Source organism: Methylorubrum sp. Q1, assembly GCF_004683995.1.
Classification (GTDB): Bacteria; Pseudomonadota; Alphaproteobacteria; order Rhizobiales; family Beijerinckiaceae; genus Methylobacterium.
In genome coordinates this window covers 1-12,982 of sequence record NZ_SRHQ01000049.1, presented here as the reverse complement: position 1 = coordinate 12,982, position 12,982 = coordinate 1, and the positions used below count along the sequence as shown (strand labels likewise).

General features: G+C 69.3%; 10 protein-coding genes and 3 pseudogenes. 3 read left to right on the top strand and 10 right to left on the bottom strand.

The genetic code is table 11. The features are described 5' to 3' along the window. Positions 1 to 123: 123 nt before the first annotated feature. A complete protein-coding gene (gene modA / locus E4V01_RS24695) occupies positions 124 to 921 on the bottom strand; it encodes a molybdate ABC transporter substrate-binding protein (protein WP_135300208.1) in 798 nt (265 codons plus the stop codon). A 35-nt stretch (positions 922 to 956) separates the two neighbouring features. Further along, a pseudogene (locus E4V01_RS24690) lies at positions 957 to 2,011 on the bottom strand (NAD(P)-dependent alcohol dehydrogenase). 57 nt (positions 2,012 to 2,068) lie between these two features. On the opposite strand from E4V01_RS24690, the pseudogene E4V01_RS26435 reads away from it, so the two are divergent. Further along, positions 2,069 to 2,314: pseudogene (locus E4V01_RS26435) on the top strand (hypothetical protein); the annotation flags it as partial. A gap of 238 nt (positions 2,315 to 2,552) precedes the next feature. Beyond that, positions 2,553 to 2,897, top strand: a complete 345-nt coding sequence (locus E4V01_RS24680) for a winged helix-turn-helix domain-containing protein (protein ID WP_135300207.1) — start codon at positions 2,553 to 2,555, stop codon at positions 2,895 to 2,897. Between the two features lie 235 nt (positions 2,898 to 3,132). Here the strand turns inward: E4V01_RS24680 and E4V01_RS25955 are convergent, their stop codons facing one another. The 7 genes from E4V01_RS25955 to E4V01_RS24645 form a co-directional block, all read right to left on the bottom strand. Further along, positions 3,133 to 3,447, bottom strand: coding sequence for a hypothetical protein (locus E4V01_RS25955; RefSeq protein ID WP_193763307.1), 315 nt, complete (start codon positions 3,445 to 3,447; stop codon positions 3,133 to 3,135). Positions 3,448 to 3,554: 107 nt separating this feature from the next. Then, the gene (locus E4V01_RS24670) at positions 3,555 to 4,952 is read right to left on the bottom strand and encodes an FAD-binding oxidoreductase (RefSeq protein ID WP_135300206.1); all 1,398 of its coding nucleotides are present in this window, start codon (positions 4,950 to 4,952) and stop codon (positions 3,555 to 3,557) included. Positions 4,953 to 4,967: 15 nt separating this feature from the next. Continuing rightward, on the bottom strand, positions 4,968 to 6,218 hold the full coding sequence (gene serA, locus E4V01_RS24665) for a phosphoglycerate dehydrogenase (protein ID WP_060768176.1): 1,251 nt from the start codon (positions 6,216 to 6,218) through the stop codon (positions 4,968 to 4,970). Between the two features lie 326 nt (positions 6,219 to 6,544). Beyond that, positions 6,545 to 7,552: an SLAC1 anion channel family protein gene (locus tag E4V01_RS24660; RefSeq protein WP_135300205.1), complete on the bottom strand. Its 1,008-nt coding sequence runs from the start codon at positions 7,550 to 7,552 to the stop codon at positions 6,545 to 6,547. Between the two features lie 7 nt (positions 7,553 to 7,559). Next, the gene (locus E4V01_RS24655; RefSeq protein WP_135300204.1) at positions 7,560 to 9,818 is read right to left on the bottom strand and encodes a xanthine dehydrogenase family protein molybdopterin-binding subunit; all 2,259 of its coding nucleotides are present in this window, start codon (positions 9,816 to 9,818) and stop codon (positions 7,560 to 7,562) included. Between the two features lie 10 nt (positions 9,819 to 9,828). Continuing rightward, positions 9,829 to 10,275, bottom strand: coding sequence for a (2Fe-2S)-binding protein (locus E4V01_RS24650; RefSeq protein WP_135300203.1), 447 nt, complete (start codon positions 10,273 to 10,275; stop codon positions 9,829 to 9,831). 192 nt (positions 10,276 to 10,467) lie between these two features. Further along, positions 10,468 to 11,256: an SDR family oxidoreductase gene (locus tag E4V01_RS24645; RefSeq protein ID WP_135300202.1), complete on the bottom strand. Its 789-nt coding sequence runs from the start codon at positions 11,254 to 11,256 to the stop codon at positions 10,468 to 10,470. Between the two features lie 127 nt (positions 11,257 to 11,383). On the opposite strand from E4V01_RS24645, the gene E4V01_RS24640 reads away from it, so the two are divergent. Continuing rightward, a complete protein-coding gene (locus E4V01_RS24640) occupies positions 11,384 to 12,340 on the top strand; it encodes a GlxA family transcriptional regulator (RefSeq protein ID WP_135300201.1) in 957 nt (318 codons plus the stop codon). Positions 12,341 to 12,381: 41 nt separating this feature from the next. Here the strand turns inward: E4V01_RS24640 and E4V01_RS24635 are convergent. Beyond that, a pseudogene (locus E4V01_RS24635) lies at positions 12,382 to 12,982 on the bottom strand (excinuclease ABC subunit A); the annotation flags it as partial.

Genomic DNA, 12,982 nt, shown 5'->3' with positions numbered 1-12,982 from the left:
TGAACTTGCGCTTCATCTCCGTCACCATGCTCAGCACGGTGACGACGACCCGGCCGACGTCGCCGCCCGTGGTCAGCTGCGGATCGAGAGGCCTCCTTCTGATCGAGTTCGTATACCCGCCCGTTACTGCGCGGCAGTGGCCGAGCGGTTCAGCACGGTGAAGCCCTGCTTCTCGAAGGCGGCCTTGGCGGCGGGCCCGCGCAGATAGCTCAGAAGGGCGGATGTGTCCGGATTGCGCGATTCCTTGGTGATCGCGACCGGGTAAACGATCGCCGGGTGGCTGTCGGCGGGGAAGGTGGCGACGATCTTCACGTTCGCGTCCGCCGCCGCGTCGGTGGCGTAGACGATGCCGAGCGGCGCCTCCCCGCGCGAGACGAGAAGCAGGGCCGCCCGCACGCTCTCGGCCTGCGCGATCCTGTCCTTCACCCCCGCCCAGCCACCGAGCGTCTCCAGCGCCGCCTTGCCGTACTTGCCGGCCGGCACCGCATCGACATTGCCCATGGCGAGCTTGCCGGAGCCGAGCGCCGGCGTGAGATCGAGGCCGGGGGCCATCTTCACCTCGGCCTTCGAATCCTTCGGAGCAATCAGCACGATGCTGTTGGCCAGAAGACTCACCTGCGTGTCGGGCCGGATGAGATCCTTCTTGGCGAGATAGTCCATCCAATCGAGGTCGGCTGAGAAGAACAGGTCGGCAGGCGCGCCCTGCTCGATTTGCTTGGCCAGCGTGTTCGAGGCCGCGTAGGAGACTTTCGGGGCTGGCTTCCCCTCTTTGGTGTAGCTTTTGGCGATGTCGTCGAGGGCGTTCTTCAGGCTCGCGGCGGCGAACACGGTCGGCGCCTCCGCAGCCGGTGCGGGCAGCGTCCCCACCAGAGTGATGGCGACGAGACCGGCTAGGAAACGGGTGCGGGTAAGCATGGCCATACGGGAGCGATCCTGTTTCGAACGAGGGGAGGGGCTCAGGCGGCCTTGGGCAGGCTCGCCATGTCGATGACGAAGTGGTACTTCACGTCGCTCTTCAGCATGCGGCTGTAAGCGGTCTCGATCTCTTGGATCAGGATCATCTCGATGTCGGCGGTGATGCCGTGTCTGCCGCAGAAGTCGAGCATCTCCTGCGTCTCGGCGATGCCGCCGATCAGCGAGCCGGCGAAATTGCGGCGCCGCCAGATCACGCTGAAGACGTTCACGTCGAGCGGCTTTTCCGGCGCACCGACCTGCACCAGCGTGCAGTCGCGCTTGAGCAGGCCGAGATAGGCGTTGACGTCGTGCCGAGCCGCCATCGTATCGACGATCAGGTCGAAGCTCTCGGCATGCCGGCCCATCTGCGCGGCATCCTTCGAGATCACCACGGCGTCGGCTCCGAGCCGGCGGGCATCGGCCTCCTTGCCCCGAGAGGTCGTGAACAGCACGACGTACGAGCCCAGCGCGTGGGCGAGCTTCACGCCCATATGGCCGAGGCCGCCCAGCCCAACGATGCCGACCTTCTTGCCGGGCCCGGCCCCCAGCGGCACAGGGGCGACCACGTCTTGACGCCCGCGCACAGGAGCGGTGCAACGCCTGCCAGATCGAGCCCTTCCGGTACATGTCGTACGAAATGCCGGTCGACGACGATGTGGCTCGAATAGCCGCCGAAGGTGTTGGCGCCGGTGCCCTGCTCCGGACCGTTATAGGTCGCGGTGAATCCCGGCTCGCAATACTGCTCGAGCCCCTCGCGGCAAGCGGTGCAGGTGCGGCAGGAATCGACCATGCAGCCTACCGCGGCAAGCTCGCCCGGTTTGAAGTCCCCGACCTTCGCCCCGATGCGGGTGACGCGGCCGACGATCTCGTGGCCCGGCACGCACGGATAGAACGTATTCTGCCACTCGTTGCGGACCTGATGCAGATCGGAATGGCAGACGCCGCAATAGACGATCTTGATTTCGATATCGTTCGCGCCGGGATCACGGCGCTCGACGGCAAAGGGGGCCAGCTTTGTCTCGGCGCTGGTGGCCGCATAGCCCGTGCAGGTGAACATGCGCGTGTCTTTCGCGATGATGGCGCCCGGACCAGCCGGGCCGGCAACCGGCCCCCGGTGGCGCTATATACGCTCAAGCATAGCTCAGACCAGGGCCGATCGTCTCGTCCCGATGGATGGGATGCGCCAAGGAGCACCCGTGCAGACGCCGATCACCACCGCGAATGCCACTATCGACATGCCGGAGATCGCCGAGGCCCTCTCGCAAATGGAGCGGAGCCTGCGCCCGGTGGTCGTGAGCGCGTCCCGCTCGATGATGCCGCCGGCCGCATCTGCGCCGAGGCTCTCGCGGCGCGCCTTGATGCGCCGCCCTTCGCGGTGGCGGCGATGGAGGGCTACGCCCTGCGCTGGGCCGAGGCCGACACCCTCCTGGCTTGCGCGGGCGTGGTCAGGGCGCGCGATCCGATCACGGTCTTCCGCTTCGATCTCAGCCCTGGCTTTTGAAGGGCAGGGCGCATCGGCCCATGTCGGCAGCGATGATGCCGGCCTCGTCTTCCTTCCGACAGGGGCTTAGAATGATTCGAGCTGCGCGAGGAGAATGATGGCCCGTTTGAGCATCCGCATCGATCTCGGACCGGATTGGCGGATCGGGCCGGGCAAGGTCCAACTTCTTGAAGCGATCGCCGAGCACGGTTCGATCTCCGCGGCCGGTCGGGCGCTGGGCATGTCCTACCGCCGCGCCTGGCTCCTCGTCGAGGACATGAACAAGAGCTTCGGGCGCCCGGTGATCGAGGCGCAGATCGGAGGCAAGGCGGGCGGTGGGGCCCGGCTCTCGGCTTTCGGCACCGACGTCATCGCGCATTACCGGGCGATCGAGCGCGCCGCCGAGAAGGCGGCCGCACCGTTCCTCGCCCGCCTGACACAACCGGTCGATCCGGCCGCATAGGATCTCCGGCTCGGCGTGGCTCCGGTTTAGGCGCCCGTTTTGCTTCACTCTCGCTATATCTGAATGGATACAGCAATTGCACGGTGTCGCTCGTGGCGCACGGCTCTCAACCGGACGGACCCGCCCTGCTCGCCCTGAAATCGAGCATCGGACGCCTTGCTCCTCTTTCGCCTGAGGCCGTCCTGGCGGCGGAGCGGCCGAGGGACCGGATCTGGGAACTGGACGTGACGCTGCACTACTCCATCGTCGGCACCTGCTTGAGCACAGCCGACGGCCGCTCGCTGCTCGCCAAGCTCGGTGTCGCGGCGGCGCGCACGATGAGGGAGCACCGGCTGCACGGCGCAAGGACGGGAAGCTGCTGCAGACGATGCTCGACCGCCGCCACGAGCGGGAGATCCGCCGCTTCGACAAGGCCCGCACCGTCGAAGACGTGCGCACCCTCTGGCGCGAGTCGCTGGAGCGCGGCGAGATCCCCGGCGCCGACTGGGCCGCGATGACCCATCCGGTCACGGATTGGGCCCTGGTACAGGACATCTTTGGCGAGGTGCACATGCTCTCGCACCTCGTCGGCCAGTCGAACCGCGCCGATATTCAGTCATACCACACCCATCCGCCGCCTTTACCGAGCGGAGGACAACCTCTCGAGCATCCGCAGGATCAGACCCTTAGAACCTTTCCCGGGTTGAGCAGGGCGTCCGGGTCGAGCGCCCGCTTCAGACGGTGCGCCAAAGCCATCTCCTCCGGGCGACGGCGGCGCGCCAGCTCGTCGACGCGGTATTGGCCGATGCCGTGCTCGGCGGAGATGCTGCCCGCGAACCGATCGACCACGTCGTGCACGAGGCGGTTGATCGCGGCGCCGTCGTGCTCTGGCCCGACCAGCACATTGTAGTGCAGGTTGCCGTCGCCCATGTGGCCGAACACGTTCGGGACGGTGCCGGGCGCGCCCTCGGCCAGGGCCCGGTCGGCGGCCTCTAGGAAGGCAGGGATCGCCGGGATCGGCACCGAGACGTCGTGCTTGACCGACTGACCTTGGTGCGCCTCGCACTCGGTGATGCGCTCGCGCAAGGACCAGAGGCCGGTGGCCTGCGCCTTCGACTCGGCGAGCACGCCGTCCACGGCGTCGCCCCGCTCCAGAACTTCGCCCAGCGTGCCTTCGACCGCGTCCCGCAGGCCTGAGAGGCTTGATCCCGCCTCTAGCAGGATGCACCAGGGGGAGGGCGGCAGCGGGCTCGCCATCCCGGCATAGCGCTCCAGTAGGTCGAACGAGCAGCGCGAGATCAGCTCGAAGGCCTGGATCGTGTCGCCGAGCCCGTCCTGCGCGGCGGCCAGCACCCGGAGCGCCGCTTCCGGGTGGGGCACCGCCAGCAGGGCGGTCTCGGTGTGGCGCGGCCGGGGCACGAGGCGTAGCACCGCCGCGGTGACGATGCCGAGCGTCCCCTCGCTGCCGATGAAGAGCTGCTTCCAGTCGTAGCCTGCATTGTCCTTGCGCAAGGAGCGCAGACCATCGACGACGCTGCCGTCGGCGAGCACGACTTCGAGACCGAGGACGAGGCTGCGGGTCATGCCGTAGCGCAGCACGTTGATGCCGCCGGAATTGGTGGCGATCATGCCGCCGACCATCGCCGAGCCCTCCGCGGCGTAGCTCACCGGGAACAGCCGCCCGGCGGCCTCGGCCGCGGCTTGCGCCGCCTGGACGACGCAGCCCGCCTCGACCTCCATCGTGAGGCCGACCGGATCGACCGCGCGAACGGCGTTCATCCGCGCCAGCGAGAGCACGAGTTGGCGCCCCGAGGCGTCGGGCGTGGCCCCGCCCGCGAGCCCGGTATGGCCGCCCTGGGGCACCAGGGCGAGGCCGGCCTCGCGGCACAGACCGACGACCGAAGCGACCTGCCCCGTGCTCGACGGCCGCGCGACGGCGGCGGGCCGGCCCGGGAACAGGCGGCGCCAGTCGATGGCGAAGGGCGCGCATTCGGCCTCGTCCGTCAGCAGGCCGCCCGGTCCCAGCAGGCCGTCGAGGCGGATGAGAAGATCGGGAGGGAGACCGGTCGCGCTCATGGCTCGAAGGATTCCTCAGACGATCCGGGCCTGGATCAGGCGGGTGCGCACCGTGCCGTCGATGGCGTCGAGCTCGGCGAGGATGCCGGAGCGATCGACGGGCGCGGCGTCGGCCTCCACCACGACGTAGCCCAACTCGCCCTCGGTCTGAAGGTACTGGGACGTGATGTTGACGCCGCGCCGGGCGAAGGCTTGGTTGACGTGGCCGAGCACGCCGGGGACGTTCCGGTGCACGTGCAGGAAGCGCACGCCGCCGATGCGCGGCGGGATCTGCACCTGTGGGAAGTTGACGGCACCCAGCGTCGAACCGGTCTCGACGTAGTCGACGAGCTTGCGCGCGACCTCCGAGCCGATGCGGTCCTGCGCCTCCTCGGTCGAGCCGCCGATATGCGGTGTGAGGATCACGTTGGGGATGCCCTGGAGCGGCGAGACGAAGCGCTCGTCGTTGGAGCGCGGCTCGACGGGGAACACGTCGACCGCGGCACCGCGCAGGCGGCCCTCCCTGAGCGCGGCGGCGAGCGCGTCGAGATCGACCACGGTGCCGCGGCTGTTGTTGATGAGGTAGGCGCCGGGCTTCATCCGGCCGATGCGCTCGGCGTTCATGAGCCCGTGGGTGAGCGGCGTCTCCGGCACGTGCAGGCTCACCACGTCGCTGGCGGCAAGCAAGGCGTCGAGACTCTCGGCCGGCTCGGTGTTGCCGTGGCGCAGACGGTCGGTGAGATCGAAGAAGATCACCCGCATGCCCATCGCCTCGGCGAGATTCGAGAGCTGCGCGCCGATATTGCCGTAGCCGACGATGCCGAGCGTCTTGCCGCGGACCTCGTAGGAATTCTCCGCCGACTTGTCCCAGCCACCGGTATGAGCCGCCTCGGAGCGGGGCGTGATGCGGCGCAGCAGCATCACGATCTCGCCGATCGTCAGTTCGGCGACGCTGCGGGTGTTGGAGAAGGGCGCATTGAAGACCGGAATGCCGCGGGCTCGGGCGGCATCGAGATCGACCTGATTGGTGCCGACGCTGAAGCAGCCGATCGCGACGAGGGCCGGAGCGGCGTCGAGCAGGCCGGTCGTCACCTGCGTACGCGAGCGGATGCCGAGGACATGTGCCCCGGCGAGTACCTCGGTATCCGCCGAGCCGATCGCGCGCGGCAGGCGCCGCACGTGGTGGAGGCTGGCCCGCGCGAGGACCTCGACCGCCGAGGGCGCGATGTTCTCGGCCAGGACGATGTTGACTTGATCCTGGAGGGTGAAGCTGTCCGTGCCCGGCATGGTCTTGCCTGCGCCTGTCGTCGTTGAGCGCCCGCCATACATCAATGTTGCGGTGCGGCAATCGCCGGCGGCTCACTGTGAGCGACGACCGGCGCGATTCGTGACGCGTTTCTCCCGGAAAGCGGGCCGGACCATGGCGTCCTGCCGATTCCTCGTTCTCGGCCTGGAGCGCATTCCCACGAGGCGGTCGCCGATTGTTCAAAAAATTGGCGTTAAAACAGTGGTTTAGGGAGGCCGGTCGCAATCATGCCGGGTACGGCCTCGGTCGCGACGAGAGAGCGGCGGCCTCCGTCGCGCGGTCGGCGGCTCCGCGAAGAAAGGTCGTGTCAGCCGGCTAGCCGGCGCAGCTCACCGCGGGCGATGCCGACGAGGGTTCGGGTTGCGAGCGCGGCGATGCCGGCCGTGGCCAGGGCGAGCAGCGCTAGCGCCAGGATGTCGGCGGGGACCGCGCGGACGTGTTCGGCGTAGCGCAGGGCCGCCACCGCCATGGCAGCGAGCGGGAAGCTCACCGCCCACCACGAGACGCGGAACGGGCAGCAGCGCGGCAGGTCGCGCAGGCGGCCGAGAAGGACCACGAACATGAACAGCCCGACGAGAAACAGCGCTTCGGCGAAGGCATCGATCCGCCCGAAGGTCGCCATGTAGCTGGAGAAGCCGACGGCGAAGGGCGCGACCAGGATCATCAGCGTGGGCCGCTGGGCCGGCGGCAGCGGCTCCTCGAAGACGAGGCGGGCGAAGACCAGGGTGAAGAGCGGGCCGGCGAAGAACAAGCCGATGCTCAGCGCGGCCATCGCCAGCGTCTGCGTGTGGGGCAGGCCCAGTGCGGGCGCGGCGAGGGGGATGTCGAGGAGGCCGACCACCGGCACCATCCAGGCGGGCGTCGCGTGGGCGAGCTGCTGGCGGCTGCCCATCCATCGGCTGACGATGAGGACGGCAAACAGGGCCATGCCGCCCGTGCCGACGATCCAGGCCGCCGCCGCGAGCGCCGGGCTGAGGTCGTGCAGCACGAAGGGCAGGAGCAGCAGGCTGATCAATACGGTGCCGAACAGGTTGCCGGCGATCGGATGACGGAACTCGGCCGTCACCGCCGGCCAGGCCGTAACCGCCTTCGCGCCATAGGCCAGCGCGAGGGCGAGGAAGGTGAAGACCGCGCCCCAGCCGATCGCATCGGCGACGAGGGCGGGCAGGCCGTATCGCGCCGCCGCGAGGCGCCACGCGACGCTCAGCCCCGTCAGCCCCATCACGGAGCCAAACAGGGCGATCGGAAGGTAGTCGAACCGCGGCACCGGGACGGCGGGCGCCTCCGTCGCCGCCGGGGCCAGGGGAGCGGCCATACCGCCGTCAGACACCGGACAGGCGCGTCTTGGCCAGTGGCAGGCTGCGCACCCGCTGCCCCGTGAGCACCGCGACCGCGTTGACCACCGCGGGCGGCACGCCGGGCAGGCCCGGCTCGCCGATGCCGCCCATCGGCGCCCCGCTCTCGACGATGGCCACGTGGACCCTCGGCATCCGCGTGCGGTCGAGGATCGGATAGGTGTCGAAGTTCCGCGCCTGCCGCTGCCCGTTCTCGTAGACCACCTGTTCGAGAAGCGTGGAGGAGAGGCCGAGCGCCGCCGCGCTCTCGACCTGCCGCTTCACGATCGCCGGGTTGACGACGCTGCCCGGATCGATGGCGATCCAGAGGTCGTGCACCCGCGCCTCGCCGTCCTCGAGCGAGACCTCGGCGATGGTGGCCGTCTCCGAGCCGAAGGGCGAGGCCATGGAGACGCCCCGCGCCCGGCGCGTGCCATCCTCTGCCACGAACGGTCCGCGCCGCCAGCCCCCGGCGAGTTCCGCCACCCTCCGCAGCAGGGTGGCGTGGCGCGGGCTGTTCGCCAAGAGTGCCATGCGCAGGCCGAACGGGTCCCGGCCCCCGGCCGCGGCAATTTCGTCGAGGAAGCTCTCGTAGAAGTAGTCGTTCATCGAGTGACCGACCGAGCGCCAGAAGGCGATCGTGACGGGATGTGCCACGCGCACGTAGTCGAGGCGGCGGTTCGGGATGGCGTAGGGCTTCTTGTCGAGGCCCTCGACGACGGAGGAATCGACCGGGGACGTGAACAACGCACCGAACCAGCGGCTGATCGGGCCTTCGCCCACGGCGGTGGTCTGGAGCGCCACCGGCATCCCGTCGGGCCCGAGCGCGGCCTTGAAGCGGGCAAAGCTGAGGGGCCGCACGGCGTCCATGCCGAACTCCTCCTCGCGCGACCACAAAACCCGCACGGGCTGGCCGGTCGCCTTGGCGAGCAGGATCGCCTGCGGGAAGGAATTGGCGGGGCCGTAGGCGAAGTGACGCCCGAAGAAGCCCCCGAGCATCGGCGAATGGATGCGCACCTGCTCCGGCTCCAGCCCCGCGGTCTTGGCGGCGATCTGCTGGAACAGTTCCGGCATCTGGTTGGGCACCCACAGATCGAGGCTGCCATCCGCCGTGAACCAGGCGACCGCCGAGGGCGGTTCGAGCTGGGCATGGGCGAGGTAGGGCGCGTCGTATTCCGCCTCGATCACCTTGGCGGCGTTCGCGAAGGCCGCTCCCGGGTCACCCTCCTGCTCGGCCGGGAGGCCGGGCTCGGTCGTGCTCTTCAGGGCCGCCAGCATCGCCGCCGAGGAGAAGGAGGCCGAGACGGTGGCGATGCCTTCCAGCGCGGGCTCGCTCCAGGTCACCTGAAGGGCCTCCGCCCCCTTGCGTGCCCGCCACCACGAATCGGCGAGCACTGCCACCGCGCCGGGCAGGCGATGGACCGAGTGGACACCCGGCATCGCGCGGACCTCAGCCTCGTTGGCGACCGCCCGCGGCTCGGTGCCGAGATGCGGCGCGTGCTGCACGGCGGCGTGCAGCATCGCGTCGAGGCGTATGTCGATGGCGTAGGTCGCCCGGCCCGTCGCCTTGTCGCGCATATCAAGCCGGGCCACCGGCCGGCCGATCCAGCGGAAGTCTTTCGGGTTCTTCAGCGCAACGTCGTCGCGTGGCAGGAGCGCCAGGGCGGCCTGTGCCACCTCGCCGTAGCCGAGGGTCCGGCCGGAGGCGGCGTGAATCACGCGCCCGTCGTCGGTGGTCAGGCTATCCTGCGGCACGGCGAGCCGCGCGGCGGCGGCGCGCAGCAGCATCTCGCGGGCGGTGGCGCCGAGACGGCGCATCGCCTCGAAGCTGGAACGGGTCGAGAAGCTGCCCCCGGTCATCCGCAAACCGTTGACGACGGCGTAGTCGGGACCGGGCGGGGCGCATTCCACCGTGAAGCGGGCGGGGTCGAGGTCGAGTTCCTCGCCGATGGTCTGGGCAAGGCCGGTATTGATGCCCTGGCCGCCCTCGACGAAGGGACTGAGCAGGCGCACGCCACCATCTGGACGGATTTCGAGGAAGGCGGCCACGTGGGTGCCGGGCTTTGCTGCTACCGCCGCCGGACCTTCCGCGCGGGTCTGGGCCGTGGCGTCCTTCGACAGATCGATGCCGAGCAGGAGGGCGCCCGAGACGATCCCGAGGAAGCCGCGCCGCGAGAGGTTGTGCACCGGCTCCGATGCAGGCCGGGTGGCGATGCCGAGGCGGTGGTGGGGCGTAAGGTCGTTCATCCCCACCTCCTCAGGCCGCGGCCTGCCGCACGGCGGCGGCGATGGCATTGTAGGTGCCACAGCGGCACAGATTGGTCATGGCTGCGGCGATCTCGTCCTCAGAGGGTTTCGGCGTCTCCTTCAGGAGCCCCGTCGCGGCCATGACCTGGCCGGACTGGCAGTAGCCGCATTGCGGCACTTCAATCCCGACCCAGGCCGCCACGACGCGGGCTCCGACCGGATCGGCCTCGATCGCCTCGATCGTGGTCACCGTTTGCGCACCGACGCTCTCAACCGGCATCTGGCAGGATCGGATCGCCTGCCCGTCGATGAGCACGGTGCAGGCACCGCATTGACCGATGCCGCAGCCGTATTTCGTGCCGGTGAGGCCGATCGTGTCACGCAGAACGAACAGAAGCGGCGTGTCCGGATCGACATCTATCGAATGTTGATGGCCATTGATCGAGAGGCTTATCATCAACCGACTCCCTCGAGTCTTCGCGTTTCAATATCCATGCTCGACGGCGACTTGGCAATTGGCAACGCCGTAAACACGGCAATTCCGGACATCGAAGCGCGGCGGTCCGTGCGCCGCGCGGTCGGCGCCAGGGCGTTCGGGCTCCGCCCCAGCCTCGGAGAAGGACTTGTCCTTGCGAAACCCGATCGTCGCTCAAGCTGCGCGGTAGCGTGCGGCCGGGACCGCGTTCGACAGATGCGGCAGCATGATCGCGCGCGCGGCCTCCCAGGCGTCCCATTCAGCCGCATCCTGAAGCGAGGGGACGGTGGCGAACTCGCCCCGGTCGAGGCCGGCCAGGGCCGCATCGACCAGATCTTCGGCCGACATGACCCAGTCCTTCGGCAGGTGGCTCGCGGGCAGGCCGGCGACGTCCCAGAACTCGGTTCCGGTCGCGCCGGGCAGCACCACCTGCACGGCGACACCGGTGCCCGCGAGTTCCTTGCGCAGGGCGTGGCTAAAGCCGAGGACGAACGACTTCGAGCCGCCATAGACCCCGTTCAGGACCTCCGGCCCGATGGCGACGATCGAGGCGATGTTGATGATCGTGCCCTGTCCGCGGCTCGTGAAGGCCGGAACCGCCGCGTAGGTCAGGCGCATCGGCGCGGTGACGTTGATGGCGATCATCCGCTCCATCTCATCGACCGAGGCCGCGGCGAGCGGCGCGGCGGAACCAAAGCCGGCATTGTTGACGAGATGCGTGATGTCCGCCTCGCCCTTCAGGATCGCCTCGACCGCCGCAAGCCCCGCCCGGTCCGTCAGATCGGCTTCGACCGCCCGAACCGTCACGCCGTGGCGGCGGGTGAGATCCTCTGCGACGGCATCGAGCCGCGCCTTGTTGCGGGCGACGAGAATGAGGTCGTGTCCGCGTCCGGCGAAGCGGTCGGCGTAGACGGCACCGATGCCGGAGGAGGCGCCGGTGATCAGCACGGTTCCCTGGGTCATGATCGTGGGTCCTGTCGTGAAGCCTGACCGGGCTGACCGGCGCTGGCGATGGCATGACCCTACGCCTGGACGGCGATGTCCTAAATGACATATAAACGTCAAAATAGGTCATACGGTGGAGAGCCGGATGCGGCAGGTCGGGTTCATCCTCGAGGACGGCTTTCAGGTGATGGGGCTCGCCGCCCTATCGGCTTTCGAGTTCGCCAACACGGATCTCGGCCGAGAGGCCTATGCGCTCCGCGTCATGTCCGAGCGGGGCGGCACCGTCCGCTCCTCGCTGCACATCGGCGTCGAGACCGTGCCGCTGGCGGACGCCCCCGACACGCTGATGGTGGTCGGCGAGTTGCAGCCGCGCCCGCTCTCGCCGGGCCTGCGCGATTACATCGCCGAGGCCGGCCGGACCTCGCGGCGGGTTGCCGGGCTTTGTACGGGAGCCTTCGCGCTCGCCGAGGCCGGGCTGCTCGACGGCCGGGTGGCGACGACCCACTGGGCCCATGCCCGCGACATGCAGGAGCGCTTCCCCCTGATCCACGTCGATGACGACCGGATCTTCGTGGCCGACGGGAACGTCTGGACCTCGGCCGGGATGAGCGCGGCGATCGATCTGACGCTGGCGCTGATCGAGGACGACCACGGCGCGGAGCTCTCCCGCGCCATCGCTCGCCAACTCGTCGTCTATCATCGCCGCCCCGGCGGTCAGTCACAATTTTCAGCGCTGCTCGAACTGGAGCCGCGCTCCGATCGGATTCGCCGTGCCCTCATCTACGCCAAGGAGAACCTGCGCCGCCCGCTGACCGTCGAGGAAATGGCGGAGGCCGCGAGCGTCAGCCCGCGCCAGTTCAGCCGGGTGTTCCGCGAGGAGACGGGTCAATCCCCGGCCAAGGCCGTGGAGCGTCTGCGGCTCGAGGCTGCGAAGGCGATGCTCGAGGAGGGCCGCCATTCCCTCGACGTGGTCGCGCGCGATACCGGCTTCACCGACCGCGACCGCATGCGCCGTGCCTTCCTGCGCGCGTTCGGCCACCCGCCGCAAAGCCTGCGCCGCAGCCTGCGCCTGATCGAGGGCGGCGGCGCAGCGACCGGATGATGCCCGCGGCGCACCAAAACACGGCGTGGGCCGCCGGTCGCTCAGCCGGCAGGCGATGGCGGAGAAGCCTGGCCCGCATAGGCCGCGAGCTCTTCCCGCAGATACGGTGCCGTGCGGCTTGCCGGCACCTCGGCCACCGCCTCGGGACGGCCGGCCGTGACAACGGTGCCGCCGAGGCTTCCGGCGCCGGGCCCCACGTCGATGACGTGATCGGCCCCGGCGACGACGCGCGTGTCGTGCTCGACCATGACGACCGCGTTGCCCGCATCGACGAGGCCGTTGAGCTGGAGCATCAGGCGGTCCACGTCGGTCGGGTGCAACCCGGTCGTCGGCTCGTCGAGGACGTAGAGCCTGCCCCCGCGCTGGCCCCTCTGAAGCTCCGTGGCGAGCTTGATGCGCTGGGCCTCCCCGCCGGAGAGTTCGGTCGCCGGCTGGCGCAGGTAGCCGAGGCCGAGATCCCGCGGCCCGTTCCAGGTAAGCTCCAGCGTGTCGGGCGCGTAGCGGGAGCCGTGGCAGGTCGGGCAGGGGGCGTAGACGCTCGGCATGAACAGGAGTTCGACGCTGACGAAGCCCTCGCCTTCGCAGGCCGGGCAGCGGCCCTTCGCGACGTTGAAGGAGAAGCGACCGGCGTCGTAGCCGCGG

What these genes read in the sequence shown, in the direction of transcription:
- modA (WP_135300208.1), bottom strand. Translation starts at nt 921, where the DNA reads ATGGCCATGCTTACCCGCACCCGTTTCCTAGCCGGTCTCGTCGCCATC.
- E4V01_RS24645 (WP_135300202.1), bottom strand. Translation starts at nt 11,256, where the DNA reads ATGACCCAGGGAACCGTGCTGATCACCGGCGCCTCCTCCGGCATCGGT.
- E4V01_RS24655 (WP_135300204.1), bottom strand. Translation starts at nt 9,818, where the DNA reads ATGAACGACCTTACGCCCCACCACCGCCTCGGCATCGCCACCCGGCCT.
- E4V01_RS24670 (WP_135300206.1), bottom strand. Translation starts at nt 4,952, where the DNA reads ATGAGCGCGACCGGTCTCCCTCCCGATCTTCTCATCCGCCTCGACGGC.
- E4V01_RS24640 (WP_135300201.1), top strand. Translation starts at nt 11,384, where the DNA reads ATGCGGCAGGTCGGGTTCATCCTCGAGGACGGCTTTCAGGTGATGGGG.
- serA (WP_060768176.1), bottom strand. Translation starts at nt 6,218, where the DNA reads ATGCCGGGCACGGACAGCTTCACCCTCCAGGATCAAGTCAACATCGTC.
- E4V01_RS24650 (WP_135300203.1), bottom strand. Translation starts at nt 10,275, where the DNA reads ATGATAAGCCTCTCGATCAATGGCCATCAACATTCGATAGATGTCGAT.
- E4V01_RS24660 (WP_135300205.1), bottom strand. Translation starts at nt 7,552, where the DNA reads ATGGCCGCTCCCCTGGCCCCGGCGGCGACGGAGGCGCCCGCCGTCCCG.
- E4V01_RS24680 (WP_135300207.1), top strand. Translation starts at nt 2,553, where the DNA reads ATGGCCCGTTTGAGCATCCGCATCGATCTCGGACCGGATTGGCGGATC.